Below are 16,199 nucleotides of genomic sequence, written 5' to 3'. Positions count from 1 at the left end.
CTAGCTAGCGCCAGCTCCACCGCTGGTTGTCGGCGGAGCCGCACGTCCAGAGGACGATCTTCGTGCCGTTCGCCGTGGCGGCTCCGGACGCGTCGACGCACAGGCCGGACTGCGCACCCCGGATCGTCCCGTCGGCGTTGACGGTCCACTGCTGGTTGGCCTGGCCGTTGCAGTCCCAGATCACCACCCGCGTGCCGTTGGCGGTGCCCGCGTTGTACGCGTCCAGGCACTTGTTGCCGTAGACCCTGAGCTGCCGGGCGGAGGTGTACGTCCAGGTCTGGTTGCTCGCGCCGGTGCAGTCCCACAACTGGGCCTGGGTGCCGTTGGTGGTGGCGAAGTTGTTGACGTCCAGGCAGCGGCCGGACTGCCGGCCGACCAGCCCCCCGGTGCGGGTGCCGCCGCCGGTGTCCTCGGTGCCGCTGACGACGAGCAGGACGGCCTCGCGGGCGGGGACGCTCGTGGCGTAGCTGGTCGTGCGGGCGCCCAGGTCGGTGGCGGTCCACACGTTGCGTACGCTCGCGGTGCCGCCCAGCCCGAGGTCGGCGAAGCGGGCCGTCACGGTGGCGGCCGACCCGGTGCGGTTGAGCAGCAGGACCGCCCGCTGGCCGCTGGTCGCGAGCACCTTGCTGTACACCTGGAGCCCGGCGGAGTCCTCGGCGACCTTGACGCCCTGCCTGCTCAGCGGGTCCTGGTCGATGGCGATGACCTCCCGGTTGCCCAGGATGGCCCGCGTCTCGGCGGACATGGTGGCCAGGTTGTTGCCGGCGAGCAGCGGGGCGCCGGAGATCGCCCACAGGCCGAGGTGGGTGCGGTTCTGGGCCGCGTTGAATCCCGGCATCCCGGCGATCAGCATGTCCGGGTCGTTGTAGTGGCCGACGCTCTGGGCGGCGGGGTGCTGGGCGGAGTCGAAGTTGGCCAGCACGCGGTCCATGGACGCCTGCTGGCCGTAGTAGATGATGTCCCCGCTGGTGCGCCACATGGTGGACATGCCCGGCGCCCAGTCCCAGGGGCTCTGCACTCCCCAGTTGCAGACCGAGAGCACCATCGGCCGGCCGGTCTGCGCGGTGGCGCGAGCGATGGAGTCGCTGATGGCCTGGTAGGTGGTCCGGGGGTTGAGCCCCTCGGCGGAGCCGCCGCACCAGTCGACCTTGACGAAGTCGAAGCCCCACTGGGAGAACGCGAGGAAGTCCTGGTCGTAGTGCCCCTCGCTGCCGGAGCCGGGGGCGGCCGGTCGGCCGGTCGGGTAGTAGTAGCCGCAGCCGTCGCGGCCGGCGTCGGTGTAGATGCCCGCCTTCAGGCCCTTGCTGTGGATGTAGTCGGCGATGGCCTTCATGCCGCCGGGCCACTCGGTGGTGTCGACGGTGATGTTGCCGGCGGCGTCCCGGGTGCCCTGCCACCAGCCCTCGTCGATGTTGACGTACTCGTAGCCGGCGTCCTTGAGGCCGCTGGAGACAAGGCTGTCGACCTGTGCCTTGATCACGTTGTAGTCGATCTTCGCGGCGAAGGTGTTCCACGACGCCCAGCCCATCGGCGGCCTGGTGACCACCTGGTTCGGGGCGGCCGCCGTCGGCGCCTCGTCCGCGACCTCCGCCGACGACGTCCTGCCCGCCGCCGACGCGACCTCCGCCGGGGCCGCGGCGGCGGGCGCGCCCGCCCCGCCCGCGCCCGCGAGCGCCGCGACCAACGCGAGGGCCACGGCCGTCGCGCCGCGCCTGACCGCTGGGGTGCCGGCCGGCCCTGGAGCTGCTCTCATCTGGCCTTCCCTTCCGTTTCGGGGAGGTTGCTGCGCTCACCTGCCGGCAACCCGGTTCATTGTTAGCGCTAACATTGCTGCAAGTCAATGTCCCCGTTCGTGCCGCCGAAGCCGGACAGGGCCGCCGAACAGGGACGATCCGCGCCCAGAACGCCGCCGGCCGCCGGTGAAATAGCCGACAACCCGCCGCCGGAGGTGGTCGGATCGCGGCTTTCGTGGCAACCCTTGGCGTCATGCCGCCACCCCGGTCGCCGCTGTCGCGGCTGTTCACCGTGCTGCTCGCCGGACTGCTCGCCGGCCTCGCGCTGGCCGCCGCCGCGCTGCCGGCCAACCTGCTGCTCGGCTACGCCGCCAAGTCGGCCGTCGGGTCCTACGCGGCACTGCCCGAGGCGCTGCGCACCCCGACCACCCCGCAGCGGTCGTACCTGTACGCCAACGACGGCAAGACGCTGATCACCACGTTCTACGACGTCAACCGCACCGACGTGCCGCTGGCCGAGATCGCCCCGGTGATGCGCGAGGCCATCGTGGCCGCCGAGGACCGGCGCTTCTACTCCCACGGCGGCACCGACCTGCGCGGCATCGCCCGCGCCCTGGTCGCCAACGTCACCGGCGGCGGCACCGAGCAGGGCGGTTCCACGCTGACCATGCAGTACGTGCGCAACGTGCTCAAGACCGACCCGAACCGCACCGCCGAGGAGCGGGCCGCGGCCACCGAGCAGACCGTCGGGCGCAAGCTCCAGGAGATCCGGTACGCCACGGCGCTGGAGCAGCGGCTCAGCAAGGACGAGATCCTCAACCGCTACCTCAACATCGCGTACTTCGGCTCCGGTGCGTACGGCATCGCGGCGGCCAGCCAGCGCTACTTCGCCAAGTCCCCGGCCGAGCTGACCCTGCCCGAGGCGGCGCTGCTCGCCGGCCTGGTGCAGTCGCCCGACGCGTACAGCCCGATCGACGGGGACGCCGACGCGGCCCTGGCCCGCCGGGCGTACGTGCTCGACGCGATGGCCGCGACCGGCAGGATCACCACCGAGCAGGCCGCCACCGCGAAGGCCGAGAAGGTGACCCTGCACCCCACCCAGCAGCCCAACGGCTGCACCGCCGTCGCCGACGGCCACGACGACTGGGGCTTCTTCTGCGACTACCTGCGCCAGTGGTGGCTCACCCAGCCCGCGTTCGGCGAGACCGTCGCCGAGCGGGAGCAGGCGCTGCGCCGGGGCGGCTACACCGTCGTCACCTCGCTGGACCCGAAGCTCCAGCAGACCGCGCAGGAGCAGGCCACGGCCGTCTACGGGTACGACGACAAGCGCGCCCTGCCCATCGCGGCCGTGCAGCCCGGCACCGGCCGGGTGCTCGCCATGGCGGTCAACCGGCACTACAGCCTCGACGCCAACCCCGACGGGCAGACCAACCACCCCAACACCGTCAACCCGCTGATCTCCGGCGGCGGCAGCGTCGACGGATACCAGGCGGGGTCGACGTTCAAGCTGTTCACCATGCTCGCCGCGCTGGAGAACGGCAAGCAGCTCGCCACCGGCTTCGACGCGCCCAGCCGGCTGCCCACCCGGTACGCCGCCGAGGGGGAGGCCAGCTGCGGCGGCAAGTGGTGCCCCGCCAACGCCAACCCGCAGTGGATGGACGGCTACCGCACCATGTGGGACGGCTTCGGCCGCTCCGTGAACACGTACTTCGTGTGGCTGTCGGAGCAGGTCGGCCCGGCGAAGGTGGTGGAGATGGCCCAGCGCCTCGGGATCACCTTCCGCGCCGAGGCCGACGCCGCCTTCGCCCGCGACAACGCCGCCAACTGGGGATCGTTCACCCTCGGGGTGGCCGCCACCACCCCCCTCGACCTCGCCAACGCCTACGCCACCGTGGCCGCCGAGGGGACGTACTGCACGCCGTTGCCCGTGGTGTCGGTGACCGCCGCCGACGGCGACAAGGTCGACGTCGGCGAGCCGTCCTGCCGCCGGGTGCTCGACGCCGACGTGGCCCGGGCGGCCACCGACGCGGCCCGCTGCCCGGTCGGCCAGCAGACCACCTACGGCCAGTGCGACGGCGGCACCGCCACCGCCGTGGACACGATCGTCGGGCGCCCGGTCGCCGGCAAGACCGGCAGCTCGGAGGGGGCCGCCACGGAGACGTTCGTCGGTTTCACCCCGCAGGTCGCCGTCGCCGGCATCGCCGCCAACCCCGACGACCCGGGCGACGCGGTCGGCTCGGCCGTGCAGGCGAAGGTCATCGCCGCAGTGGCCCGGACGATCCGCGCCGCCGTGGACGGCCAGCCGGTGCGCGACTTCACCCCGCCCAGCCGGGAGCTGGCCGGCGAGGTGCACCGCCCCGCCCCGCAGCCCACGCCCACGCCCAGCCGGCAGGAGACCCTCCCGCCGGACGTGCTGCGCTGGCTCAACCGCGGCCGTGGCTGAGGCGCAAGGAAGGGACCCCTGTCAACGCCGCGTGCCCAATCCGGTGAGCGGCGCGACCACCCTGTCCAGCGCGGCGGCCACCTCGTCAGGGCCGCCGTCGCCGGGCAGCACGACGAACCCGCCGAACTCCGGCAGCGCCCGGTAGGCGGCGTCCAGCGCGCGCAGGTGCGGCAGCTCCTCGGTGTCGATGCCGCGCGCCAGCACCCGCCGCTGGGCGACCTCCGGCGCGACGGCCAGGAAGCAGACCACCGCCGGCGCGGGGAAGAGCCGGTACGCCGCGCGCACGGCCCGCCCGCCCCGGTCGCCCCGGGCCCGCATGATCACGTACTGGCAGTAGGTCCACCGGTCCAGCACCGCCGTGCGCCCGGTCGCCCACGCCCAGAGCAGGGTGCGGGCCATCGCGGCCGCGCGCACCGCCGCCTCGACGACCGGATAGAGGGTACGACCGAACAGCGCCACCCCGTCCGGCCGCCCGACCGCCCGCGCCAGCCTGTTCCACAGCGGCCGGCCGCCGGCGTTCTCGAAGTACGCGGCCGGGACGCCCCGCGCGGTCAGCCGCCGCGCCAGCGCCCGCGCCTGGGTGGTCTTGCCGGAGCCGTCGACGCCGACGAGCGCGATCAGCACGGGGCGTCTCATGCCCCGCCACCCTACCCATCGCGCGCGACCCGGCCCCCGGCGTGAGAGGGGGACCCTTCTCTACCGGATGCGTCAAGGAGGGGCCCTTCCTTTCACCGCAGGCGGGGGCGCCAGGTGGACACGGCGGCGGGCAGGCCGCGCCGGACGATGCCCGCCCGGTCGGGGTCGCGCAGCACCGCCGCCGCCGTCTTGCGCGCCTGTTCGGCGGTGAAGTGCGGCGGCAGCATCAGCTCGGCCGGGTCCACCATCGCGTTGATCACCGTCGGGCGGTCGGCGGCCAGGGCGCGCCGCCAGGCGTCCGGCACCTGGTCGGGGGAGTCGACCAGGATGCCGTGCAGGCCGAGCACCTCCGCCCACCGGTGGTACGCCACGTCGGGCAGGTCCTGGCTGGCCGGGAACATCGGCGTGCCCTCGCCGGAGCGCTGCTCCCAGCTGACGAACGCCAGGTCCCGGTTGTTGAGCACCAGCACCACGAACCGGGGGTCCGGCCAGCTCCGCCAGTGCTTCGCCACGGTGATCAGCTCGTTGACGCCGTTCATCTGCATCGCCCCGTCGCCGAGCAGGGCGACCAGCGGCCGGTCCGGGTGGGCGAGCTTCGCGGCGATCCCGTACGGCATGGCTCCGCCCATCGACAGCAGGGTGCCCGAGAGGCTGGCCAGCATCCCGGGGCGCAGCCGCAGGTGCCGGGCGTACCAGGCGGTGCAGGTGCCGCAGTCCACCGCGAGCATGACGTCACCGGGGAGCTGGTCGTCCAGCGCCGCGAACAGCGCCTGCGGGTTCACCGGGTCGGCGGACTGGCCGGCGATCTCCCGCTGGGCGCGGTGCCAGCCGGCGGTGGCGTCGGCGATGCGCTGCCGCCAGGCGGTCGGGGCGGTGCCGGGGCCCAGCTCGCGCAGCAGCGCCCGCAGGGTGGGGCCGGCGTCGCCGGTGAGGTTGACCTCGGTGGGGTAGCGCAGCCCCAGCCGGGAGCCGTCCACGTCGATCTGCACGCCCCGGGCCTGCCCCTGCGGCGGGTAGAACTCCGAGTACGGCATGTTGCTGCCGACGATCAGCAGCCGGTCGCAGTCGCGCATGAGCTGCCAGCTCGGCCGGGTGCCCAGCAGCCCGATCGCGCCGGTGACCCACGGCTCGCGGTGGTCCACGGCGGTGAAGCCGAGCAGGGCGGTGGCCACGCCCGCGCCGAGTCGGTCGGCGACCTGCCGCACCTCGGCCTCCGCGCCCAGGGCGCCCTGGCCGACCAGCATCGCCACCCGCTCGCCGCCGCGCAGCACCTCCGCCGCCCGGCGGACGTCCGCCTCCGGCGGCACGGTCGTGGCGCTGCTCGGCACAGCTGACGTGTGGTAGTAGCCGTGCGCGTGCGGCGGGTCCGGGACGGCCGGCTCGTCCTGCACGTCGGAGGGGAGCACCAGCGCGGTGACCGTGCGCCGGGCCAGCGCCGTCCGGCAGGCCCGGTCCACCAGGTGCCGCACCTGGGACGGGTCGTCGAGCTGGGCCAGGAACGCCGAGGCGACGTCCTTGTAGAGGGCGAGCAGGTCGACCTCCTGGTAGTAGCCGCCCCCCTCGGCGGTCAACGCGGTGTGCCCCACCAGGGCCACCACCGGCTGGTGGTCGAGCTTCGCGTCGTACAGGCCGTTGAGCAGGTGGATCGCGCCCGGCCCGCTGGTGGCCAGGGCGCAGCCGAGCGGCCCGCCGCCGTACTTGACGTGCGCCGACGCGGCGAAGCCGGCGGTCTCCTCGTGGCGCACCTGGACGAACTCCGCCCGGTCGCCGGCGCGTTGCAGCGCCGAGGTCATCCCGTTGATGCCGTCGCCGGGGTAGCCGAAGTAGCGGCGTACGCCCCACTGGGCCAGCCGGGCCACGATGTGGTCGGCGACGGTGGCGTCCCTGGGCAGCCCGCCGTGCCCGTCCGGTGCCGGCTCGCCGGCCTGGTTCGCGTTCACCCGCAGGGTCCCTCCGGTCGCGTCCGCTGTCCCGGATCACCGTTCCCCGTCGTACGCCGGGAAAACGCCGACCGGCGACCGGCGCACGGTGCCGGCGGCGCGGTCCGGCAGAATCGCCGGATGCCCGTGCACCAGATCACCGACCCCGACGACGACCGGATCGCCGACTACCGCGCGCTGACCGACGTGGAGCTGCGCACCCGGTGGGAGCCGCCGCACGGCCTGTTCATCGCCGAGGGGGAGCTGGTGCTGCGCCGGGCGCTGCGGGCCGGCTACCCGGCGCGGTCGTTCCTGGTGGACGCCAAGCGGGTCGACCAGCTCGCCGACCTCGACACCGGCGACGCCCCCGTGTACGCGGCCACCCCGGACGTGCTGGAGAAGGCCACCGGTTTCCACGTGCACCGGGGGGTGCTCGCCTCGTTCCGGCGCAGGCCGCTGCCGGACGCCGCCGGGGTGCTCGCCGCCGCGCGGCGGGTGGCGATCCTGGAGGACGTCAACAACCACACCAACCTCGGCGCGATCTTCCGGGGGGCCGCCGCGCTCGGCGTCGACGCGGTGCTGCTGTCGCCCACCTGCGCCGACCCGCTCTACCGGCGCAGCGTGCGGGTCAGCATGGGCGAGGTCTTCGCGGTGCCGTACGCCAAGTTCGCGCGCTGGCCGGACGGCCTGGACCAGGTGCGCCAGGCGGGGTTCACGGTGCTGGCCCTGACGCCGGCGGTGGACGCGGTGCCGATCCAGCGGTTGACCCCGGCGCAGCGCGCCCGGGCGGCGCTGCTGCTGGGTGCGGAGGGGCCCGGCCTCACGGCGGCGGCCCAGGCCGCCAGCGACGTGCGGGTGGTCGTGCCGATGCGGCGCGGGGTGGACTCGTTGAACGTGGCCGCCGCCGCGGCGGTGGCGTTCTGGGAGCTGGGCCGCGACGACCCGCCGTTCGGCGGGTAGCCGCGGGCGGGGAGTGACGCCCGTCGCGTCGGGCGCGTCCGCTTGCATGACCATGCGGCGTGATGAATAATCTTCCCCGTGTCCAAGGTTCTCACCTCCCTGCCCATCGGCGAACGTGTCGGCATCGCCTTCTCCGGCGGCCTCGACACCTCGGTCGCGGTCGCGTGGATGCGCGACAAGGGCGCCGTCCCCTGCGCCTACACGGCCGACATCGGCCAGTACGACGAGCCCGACATCGCCTCGGTGCCGGGCCGCGCGCTCAGCTACGGCGCCGAGGTCGCCCGGCTGGTCGACTGCCGCGCCGCCCTCGTCGAGGAGGGCCTGGCGGCGCTGACCTGCGGTGCGTTCCACATCCGCTCGGGCGGGCGGGCCTACTTCAACACCACGCCGCTGGGCCGGGCCGTGACGGGGACCCTGCTGGTGCGGGCGATGATCTCCGACGACGTGCAGATCTGGGGCGACGGCTCGACGTTCAAGGGCAACGACATCGAGCGGTTCTACCGCTACGGCCTGCTGGCCAACCCGCAGCTGCGCATCTACAAGCCGTGGCTCGACACCGACTTCGTCACCGAGCTGGGCGGGCGCAAGGAGATGTCGGAGTGGCTGCTGGAGCGCGGCCTGCCCTACCGGGACAGCACCGAGAAGGCATACTCCACCGACGCCAACATCTGGGGCGCCACGCACGAGGCCAAGACGCTCGAACACCTGGACACCGGCATCGAGACCGTCGAGCCGATCATGGGCGTCAAGTTCTGGGACCCGTCCGTGGAGATCCCCACCGAGGACGTCACGATCGGCTTCGACCAGGGCCGCCCGGTGACCATCAACGGCAAGGAGTTCGGCAGCCCCGTCGACCTGGTGCTGGAGGCCAACGCCATCGGCGGCCGGCACGGCCTGGGCATGTCCGACCAGATCGAGAACCGGATCATCGAGGCCAAGAGCCGGGGCATCTACGAGGCGCCCGGCATGGCGCTGCTGCACGCCGCGTACGAGCGGCTGGTCAACGCCATCCACAACGAGGACACCCTGGCCAACTACCACAACGAGGGCCGCCGCCTCGGCCGGCTCATGTACGAGGGGCGCTGGCTGGACCCGCAGGCGCTGATGCTGCGCGAGTCGTTGCAGCGCTGGGTCGGCGCGGCGGTCACCGGCGAGGTGACCCTGCGGCTGCGCCGGGGCGAGGACTACTCGATCCTCGACACGACCGGCCCGGCGTTCAGCTACCACCCCGACAAGCTGTCGATGGAGCGCACCGAGGACTCGGCGTTCGGCCCGTCGGACCGGATCGGCCAGCTCACCATGCGCAACCTCGACATCGCCGACTCGCGGGCCAAGCTGGAGCAGTACGCCTCCCTCGGCCTGGTCGGCGGCGCGGCACCCCAGCGGATGATCGGCGCGGCGCAGGCGGCCTCGACGGGGCTGATCGGCGCGATGCCGCAGGGCGGCGCGGAGGCCATCGCCTCCCGGGGCGTCTCCTCCGCCGACGACGCGGCACTCGACCGCGCCGCGATGGAGCTCGGCGTCGACTGAGCCCCATCGCGGCGGGGCCGCCGGGTCGCCCGGCATCGGCGGCGCGTACCCCGTCGCGGCCTGTTCAGGATCGGAGTCACGGACGGTAGCGTGTCGCCCGTGTTCCCTACCGTCCGTGAGATCCTCGCGCTCGACCCGATCCGCCACGGCGCGCCCCGCCTGGTGGCCGGGGAGGCCGGCCTGGACCGGCCGGTGCGCTGGGTGCACGTGGCGGAGGTGCCCGACATCGCGTCCCTGCTGCGCGGTGGTGAGCTGGTGCTCACCACCGGCATCGGGCTGCCCGGCGAGGACGCCGGGCTGCGTGCGTTCATCGGCGAGCTGGCCGACGTCGGGGTTTCCGGCCTCGTCGTCGAGCTGGGCCGCCGGTATGTCAGCGGCGTGCCCCGGGTGATGGCCGCCGCCGCGGCCCGGCGCGGGCTGCCCCTGGTCGAGCTGCGCCGGGCCACCCCGTTCGTGCGGGTCACCGAGGCCGTGCACGCGCTGATCGTCGACGCCCAGCTCACCGAGCTGCGGGCGACCGAGGAGATCCACCAGCGGTTCACCGAGCTGTCGGTCGAGGGCGCCGGCCCGGCCGAGGTGGTCCGGCAGGCCGCCGAGCTGTCCGGCTGCCCGGTGGTGCTGGAGAACCTGTCGCGGCAGGTGCTCGCGTACGACCCGGCGGGGCAGAGCGCCGAGCTGCTGCTGGACGGCTGGGAGCAGCACTCCCGGCGGATCAGCCCGCCCGGGCGGACCGCGTACGACGCGGACCGGGGCTGGCTGGTGACCACCGTCGGGGCCCGGGGGCAGGACTGGGGGCGGCTGCTGCTGCGCTGGCCGGGCGGCGGGGAGCTGACCACCGGCGTGCCGGTGCCCGACGGGGCGCCGGAGCCGGGGCCCGCCGACGTCGCCCCGCCGCCGCAGGCCCCGCCGACCCGGCTGACGATCCTCGTCGAGCGGGCCGCCTCCGCGCTCGCGCTGGGCCGGCTGATCCGGCGCGACGCCGAGGGGCTGGAGCGGCAGATCCACCGGACGCTGCTCACCGCCCTGCTGGACCACTCCCGCCCGGTCGACGAGGTGGCCCTGCGCGCGCGGGCGCTGGGGGTGGTGCTCGAGCGCCGGCACCTGGTCGGCGTGGTGGTGCGCTACCGCGGCGACGAACCGGCCGCCGACGGGACCCCGCCGGAGGGGCCCGGACCGGTGGACCCGGAGGCGGGGCCGGCCCGGCTGCGGGACCTGTCGGAGGCGGTCGGGCAGGCCCTGCGCGAGGCGAAGCTGACCGGGCTGAGCAGCGCCGTCGACGACCAGTCGGTGGGCGTGCTGCTCGCCCTGCCCGACCCGGCGGCGGAGGAACGGGCGCTGGCCGGGTTCGCCGCCGCGCTGCGTCGCAACCGGGTCGACGCCGCCGGGCCGAGGGCCGCCGAGCCCGCACCGGCCCGGACGCCCGAGCCCGCCCGGGGGAACGGTGCGGGCGCGGTGATCGTCGCTGCCGGCTCCGGGGTGGGCGGCCTGCGGGAGGCGCGCCGCTCGCTGGTGGAGGCGCGGCAGGTCGCCGACGCGGCCCGCCGGGACCGCCGGGACCTGCCGGTCTTCCGGCTGCCGCACGTCGGGCTGGCCGGCCTGCTGCACCTGCTGCGCGACGAGCCGCGCCTGCAGACGTTCGTCGAGCGCGAGCTGGGTGCCCTGCTGGCGTACGACGCCCGGCACCCCCGCGAGCAGCTGCTCGGCACCCTGCGGGCGTACCTGGAGCAGGGGCGCAACAAGTCGGCGGCGGCCGCCGCCGCGCACCTGTCCCGGCCGGCGTTCTACGAGCGGCTGGCCCGCATCGCCCGGATCCTCGACGCCGACCTCGACTCGGTGGAGGTGTGCCTGTCCCTGCACGTGGCCCTGCTGGCCCTGGACGCCGTCCGCGCCCCCTGATCAGCCGGGCAGGAGGGCCTTCGCGTAGGCGGAGGGGACGAAGTGGGGGCCGCCGGGGGTGAAGACGTCCGAGGTGGCCGCCGCCGACCAGGCCGTCTCCGGGACCGCGTCGACCAGGGCCCGCACGACCGGGGCGGCGCGCCACTGCTCCTGCTCGGCGAGGAGGCTCAGCGCCACCACCGACTCCTCGACCTCGCCGACGCACTCGAACGGCTTGTGCCCGTCCACGCCGAGCAGCTCCCGGTAGCCGGGGATCTGGGACCCGTCGGCCAGCAGGTCGCCGCCGAAGATCCGCACGACCCGCTCGCGCGGCATGAACGGGGCCATGGCCAGGAACACGAATCGGCACTTCGGGCAGTCGCGGCACCAGCGCTCGCTCGCGTCGCGCAGCTTGAACGCGGCGTTGCAGCTGGTCACCACGTCGTCGTACCGGTCGATCTCGGCGAAGAGCCGGGCGATGTGCAGCTCGGACAGCGAGCGCAGCAGCGAGAAGTAGGGCTCGGTGAGCCCGGCGTGCTCGGCCAGCGCCGCCCGCAGCAGCCCCTCGGCCTCCACCCCCTTGGACCACTGGTGGTTGATCTCGTGGCCGTTCCAGACCAGGTTCGGGTCGGACGCGGACCGCTCGTTGGACATCACCACCGGGCCGAGCCCGTTGAGCACGGCCGTGGCGACCGCGATCAGCGAGTTGATCGCGGTGACCGGGATGTGCCCGTTGCGGGCCCCGGCGGCGTTGAGGTCGAACAGCACCGGGTCGATGCGCCGCCGCGCCGCGAGGGCGGTCAGCCCGGACGCCTCGTTGACCGCGACGATGACGTGGTTCGGGTTGACCGAGAACGGCACCGGGTCGAGGCCGGCGCGGCGCAGCGCCTCCAGGCTGACGATGGAGTCCTTGCCCCCGCCGACGGCCGACAGGGGGCGCAGGTCGGAGTTGTCGTACGCGCGCGCGGGCGACACCGAGCCCGCGGGGATCTCCGGGGTCAGCTCCAGCACGTGCGGGAGTTGGTTGCGGTAGGCGTACTCGGCGAGGCCCTTGGTGTAGACGGCCGTGACCAGCGCGGCGGCGGCCCCGCCCAGCGGCGCCGGCAGCACCAGCCGGCGGGGCGCGGCGGCCTTGTAGTAGCTGACGCCGGCGACCACGTGCAGCAGCTCCAGGACCCGGCCGAGGGTGGCGACCGTGGCGTCGGACGGCGGTTCGGCCGGCAGGGGGAGGGTGATCGCCTCGGTGAACCGCTGCTCGCCGCCCGGGCCGGTGAGGGCGTAGTCGAACAACGCCTCGCCGGTGGCGAGGTCGATCGAGTAGGACGGGAAGGTGAAGGCGTCCATCCGCCGGAGCTGCTCGTTGGGCACACGCCATACTAGGCCCTGGTTCGTCCGGCCGTGCCCGGCTGCGTCGGACCGGCCCGCCGACGTGCCCGACCGTGGAGGAGATCCCCCGTGCGCCTGTCTGACCTGCGCGGACGTACCGTCGCCGTCTGGGGCACCGGCCGGGAGGGCCGGGCGGCGGTGATCGCGATCGCCGCGCACGGCCCGGCGGGCCTGGTCGCGGTCGACGACAGCGCCAACTTCCTGGCCCTGCCCTGGGAGGGGCCGCTGGCCGAGGCTGCCCCGCTGGTCACCGGCGAGGAGGGCTTCGCCCGGCTGGCCGCCGCCGAGGTGGTGGTCCGCTCGCCCGGGGTGCCGAACACCCACCCGTGGCTGGTGGAGCTGCGCCGCCGGGGGGTCACCGTCACCCAGGGCAGCGCGCTGTGGATGGCCGACCACGCCCGGCGGACCGTCGGGGTGACCGGCAGCAAGGGCAAGTCCACCACGTCCAGCCTGATCAGTCACCTGCTCACGGCGGTCGACCGGCCGAACGTCTTCGGCGGCAACATCGGGGTGCCGCTGCTCGACCTGCCCGACGCCGACCTGTACGTGCTGGAGCTGTCCAGCTACCAGTGCGCCGACCTGACCGACTCGCCGCGCGTGGCGGTGGTCACCGCGCTCTTCCCCGAGCACCTGGACGCGCACGGCGGCGAGCGGGAATATTACCGGGACAAGCTCAACCTGCTGGCGCACGGGCCGCAGACGATCGTGGTCAACGGGGCCGACCCGAGGCTCGCCGCCGAGCTGGGCGACCGGCCGGCCGTGCGCGCCGGCTCCCCGGACACCACGCACGTGGCCCCGGGCCCGGACGGCACGCCCTGGTTCCACCTCGGCGACCGGCCCCTGTTCGCGCGCGCGGTGCTGCCCCTGGTGGGCCGGCACAACGAGGGCAACCTCTGCGTCGCCCTCGCCGTGCTCGACGCGCTCGGCGTGGACGTGGCGGCCCGCGCCGACACCCTCGCGGTCGCGGTGGCCGGGTTCCAGGGCCTGGCCCACCGGCTCACCGAGATCGCCGACCCGTCCGGGCTCACCTTCGTCGACGACACCCTGGCCACGAGCCCGTACGCGGCGATGCACGCCATCGACGCGTACGAGGGGCGGCCGTTGACGGTGATCGTCGGCGGCACCGACCGGGGGCTGGACTACGCCCCGCTGCGCGAGCACCTGGCCGAGCGGGAGATCACCGTGCTCGGCATCCCCGACAGCGGGGAACGGATCGTGGCCGCCCTGGCCGGGCTGCCGAAGGTGCGGGCCGAGGTGGTGGACGACCTGGTGGCCGCCGTGGGCCGGGCCCGGGAGGTGACCCCGGCCGGCGGGGTGGTGCTGCTCTCGCCGGCCGCGCCCAGCTACGGTCGGTTCCGCAACTTCGAGCACCGGTCCGAGGTGTTCGCCGAGGCGGTCCGGGACACCGCGACCCACCCCGCCCGCTAACCGCTGCGGGCGGCCTCGGCCGGGCGGCGGTGCGCCTTGACCGGCGTCCAGGCGAAGGCGAGGCAGCCGCCGACCAGCGCGAGCAGCATCCCGACGAAGAAGCCGCCCAGGTTGGACGTCAGCCAGGAGACCAGGGCGAGCACCAGGGAGACCAGCGCGTAGAACAGCCGCTGCGGCGGGTGGGCCAGCAGCAGCACGCCGCACAGCAGCAGGATGACCGGCACCAGGTAGCCGGCCAGGCCCTGCGGCCCGACGTGCAGGATCACCGGCAGCGGCGCGCGCAGCGTCACGAGGATCTCGGCGCCGCCGAGGGCGACGAGCAGGCCGCCCCAGAAGGGACGGCTGCGCCGCCAGGCCCGCCACCGGCCGGCCCCGCCGGCGGCCGATCCCCCGGCGGCCCGGGGCGTCGCGTCACCCCCGGCCATCTCAGCAGCCTTCGGAGGAGAAGCTCATCCGCAGGTTCGGCAGGGTGAACACCGCGGCGGTGGTGGCGTAGTTGTTCTGCCGCAGCCCGGTGATGGTCACCTTGTCGGCCTGCTGGCCGAAGACGCCCGGGTTGCCGCGCACCCCGGGCACCTTGTCCAGCGTGCTGGCGTCCTGGCCGATGTCGATCGACTGGAACGACGCGTTGCCGGAGATCTCGTCGGAGTCGACGACCATCGTGCGGGCGGTCACCGGCTTCCCGCCGGTGCCGGCGGTGAGCTTCATGTACATGCCGCCGAGGTTGATGCTCTGGCACAGGTTGGTCAGCTCGGCCTTGTCGATCGCCGAGACGAGCACGACGACCTGGCCGCCGGTGTCGCCCTGGTTGGGGCTGTCCTCGATCATCTGGTCGAGCGTGGCGAACTGCTCGAACCCGGTCCCGTCGAGCTTGTCGGCGGTGACGACGAAGGGCATTCCGGAGATCGCGAATTGCGCGCCGAGCACCCCCTGCGCGGTGAGCAGCACCATTCCGGCGGCGCCCACCCCGGCGGCGGCCAGGCTGACCGCGAACCGCCGCCAGCGCACGCCGCCGGAGGGCGGGACCGGCTCGGTGGATACGGTGTCGTCCGACATGACGGCTCCTCTTCGAGATCGATTCGTCCGCGACAATGCGGAGGCGCTGCGCGGAGCGGGGCGATGATCTGAATTGGTTCGCGTACGGCGTGTCGAGCCCGTCGCAGGGCGAAGTTACCGCTGAGTAAAGGGTGGGTCAAGATTGATGCCCAGTGGAGCCGGTCGATCTGCGAAAAATTGCCGATAGTGAGAAACCGCGACGGTTTCTGATCGCGCTGCGGTCCGGCGGCCCGCTCAGTCGTCCCCCCGGGCCGGGCGCGCCGGGTCGACCGCGCAGGGGGCGGTGACACCCGGGCCGCCCGCGTCGGCCGCCCGCGCCGCCCGGTCGCCGGCCCCGGGGCCGAGGAACGGCGCGGTCATCGCGTACGTCAGGACCGGCAGCAGCCGGGGCAGCTCGGCCGTGCGGCCCTGGCTCACCCGCAGGCGCAGGGTGCCGTAGATGCCGGCGACCACCGTCGTCACCAGCAGGTCGTCCTCCTCGGGTGACAGGGGCGACCGGGGCCGGGCGGGGTGGAAGAACCGGTGGAACCGCGACAGCAGCAGGTCGCGCTCGTCGCGGGCCGCCGGGCCGGCCGCGTCGATCTCCACGAGCGCCATCCGGGCGAACGCGGGCACGCTCGCCAGCACCTCCAGCAGGGTCCGCAGGGCGGCCCGGGCGGCGGTGGTCCAGTCCGGTCCCGCCCCGGCGTAGGCGTCGTCCATCAGGCGCAGCAGGACGGCCGTGCCGTGCCGGTAGGTGGCCAGGAAGGCGTCCTCCTTGCCGGCGAAGAGGGCGTAGAAGGCGGGGCGGGTCACGCCGGCCGCGCCGCAGATGTCGGTGACCCGGGCGTTGTCGTAGCCCCTGGCCGCCACCTCGTGCACGAGCCCGTCGAAGAGCCGGTCGCGTTGGGTCGCCGCGACCGCCTCGGCCGACTGGCGGCGCGGGCCCCGCTTGATCGCCCGCTCGGGGTCGCGCCCCGGTCGGGCCCCCGGCAGGGGCGTGGAGTCGGGCCGGGGCTCCGGCGGCAGGGGTGCGGATCCGGTCTCCGGGTGGGGTGCCAGCGACATTGACATCGACCTCCCTGAATCGACGATTGACTTTGCGACCCTCCGGGGTTTATAACTTCACCACGTTGGGTTCCGGTCGGGTCACTGATGGTCATCTTCGCCGGATGGCCGCACCGAGCAGCGCCGAAGGGGGGCTCGATGGTCGCCATTATCGCCGACCGCGCGGGCGCCCCCAAGGCCGGAAAG

The 16,199-nt window shown here is 74.3% G+C and carries 12 protein-coding genes; 5 read left to right on the top strand and 7 right to left on the bottom strand.

Features of this window, described 5'->3' with window-relative positions:
- Positions 1–4 precede the first annotated feature (4 nt).
- A complete protein-coding gene (locus tag LPU61_RS12140; protein WP_229404971.1) occupies positions 5–1,753 on the bottom strand; it encodes an RICIN domain-containing protein in 1,749 nt (582 codons plus the stop codon).
- Between the two features lie 233 nt (positions 1,754–1,986).
- Here LPU61_RS12140 and LPU61_RS12135 point away from each other — a divergent pair, with 233 nt between their 5' ends.
- Entirely contained in the window at positions 1,987–4,176 is a 2,190-nt protein-coding gene (locus LPU61_RS12135; RefSeq protein WP_229404970.1) for a transglycosylase domain-containing protein, read from the top strand.
- Positions 4,177–4,197: 21 nt separating this feature from the next.
- On the opposite strand, the gene LPU61_RS12130 is transcribed toward LPU61_RS12135, so the two are convergent.
- Both LPU61_RS12130 and LPU61_RS12125 read right to left on the bottom strand, forming a co-directional pair.
- Entirely contained in the window at positions 4,198–4,812 is a 615-nt protein-coding gene (locus LPU61_RS12130) for a thymidylate kinase (protein WP_229404969.1), read from the bottom strand.
- A 92-nt stretch (positions 4,813–4,904) separates the two neighbouring features.
- Positions 4,905–6,752, bottom strand: a complete 1,848-nt coding sequence (locus LPU61_RS12125; protein WP_229404968.1) for a thiamine pyrophosphate-requiring protein — start codon at positions 6,750–6,752, stop codon at positions 4,905–4,907.
- Positions 6,753–6,872: 120 nt separating this feature from the next.
- Between LPU61_RS12125 and LPU61_RS12120 the strand changes: the two genes are divergently transcribed.
- From LPU61_RS12120 to LPU61_RS12110, 3 genes are all read left to right on the top strand, one after another.
- On the top strand, positions 6,873–7,691 hold the full coding sequence (locus tag LPU61_RS12120) for an RNA methyltransferase (RefSeq protein ID WP_229404967.1): 819 nt from the start codon (positions 6,873–6,875) through the stop codon (positions 7,689–7,691).
- Between the two features lie 78 nt (positions 7,692–7,769).
- On the top strand, positions 7,770–9,221 hold the full coding sequence (gene argG, locus LPU61_RS12115; protein WP_043967647.1) for an argininosuccinate synthase: 1,452 nt from the start codon (positions 7,770–7,772) through the stop codon (positions 9,219–9,221).
- Between the two features lie 90 nt (positions 9,222–9,311).
- Positions 9,312–11,117, top strand: a complete 1,806-nt coding sequence (locus LPU61_RS12110; RefSeq protein ID WP_229404966.1) for a PucR family transcriptional regulator — start codon at positions 9,312–9,314, stop codon at positions 11,115–11,117.
- Here LPU61_RS12110 and LPU61_RS12105 read toward each other — a convergent pair whose 3' ends face one another.
- Positions 11,118–12,464 carry a hypothetical protein gene (locus tag LPU61_RS12105; RefSeq protein ID WP_043967652.1) on the bottom strand — a complete coding sequence of 449 codons (1,347 nt, stop codon included), beginning with the start codon at positions 12,462–12,464 and terminating at the stop codon, positions 11,118–11,120.
- A gap of 87 nt (positions 12,465–12,551) precedes the next feature.
- Here LPU61_RS12105 and murD point away from each other — a divergent pair, with 87 nt between their 5' ends.
- Positions 12,552–13,910 (top strand): UDP-N-acetylmuramoyl-L-alanine--D-glutamate ligase, encoded by a 1,359-nt coding sequence (murD, locus tag LPU61_RS12100; protein ID WP_043967655.1) that lies wholly within the window; start codon positions 12,552–12,554, stop codon positions 13,908–13,910.
- On the opposite strand, the gene LPU61_RS12095 is transcribed toward murD, so the two are convergent.
- The 3 genes from LPU61_RS12095 to LPU61_RS12085 form a co-directional block, all read right to left on the bottom strand.
- Positions 13,907–14,335, bottom strand: coding sequence for a DUF6114 domain-containing protein (locus tag LPU61_RS12095; RefSeq protein ID WP_043967658.1), 429 nt, complete (start codon positions 14,333–14,335; stop codon positions 13,907–13,909). The two genes, murD and LPU61_RS12095, sit on opposite strands and share 4 nt — an antisense overlap.
- Before the next feature lies 1 nt (position 14,336).
- Positions 14,337–14,966 carry a DUF6230 family protein gene (locus LPU61_RS12090; RefSeq protein WP_043967660.1) on the bottom strand — a complete coding sequence of 210 codons (630 nt, stop codon included), beginning with the start codon at positions 14,964–14,966 and terminating at the stop codon, positions 14,337–14,339.
- 234 nt (positions 14,967–15,200) lie between these two features.
- Complete coding sequence (locus LPU61_RS12085) at positions 15,201–16,013, bottom strand: TetR/AcrR family transcriptional regulator (protein WP_063838624.1); 813 nt, start codon at positions 16,011–16,013, stop codon at positions 15,201–15,203.
- Positions 16,014–16,199 lie beyond the last annotated feature (186 nt).

It is taken from the genome of Micromonospora sp. NBRC 110038 (assembly GCF_020884815.1).
GTDB classification, from domain to species: domain Bacteria; phylum Actinomycetota; class Actinomycetes; order Mycobacteriales; family Micromonosporaceae; genus Micromonospora; species Micromonospora haikouensis.
Note: the sequence above shows the minus strand (reverse complement) of the source record. Positions and strands in the feature narration are given on the sequence as shown.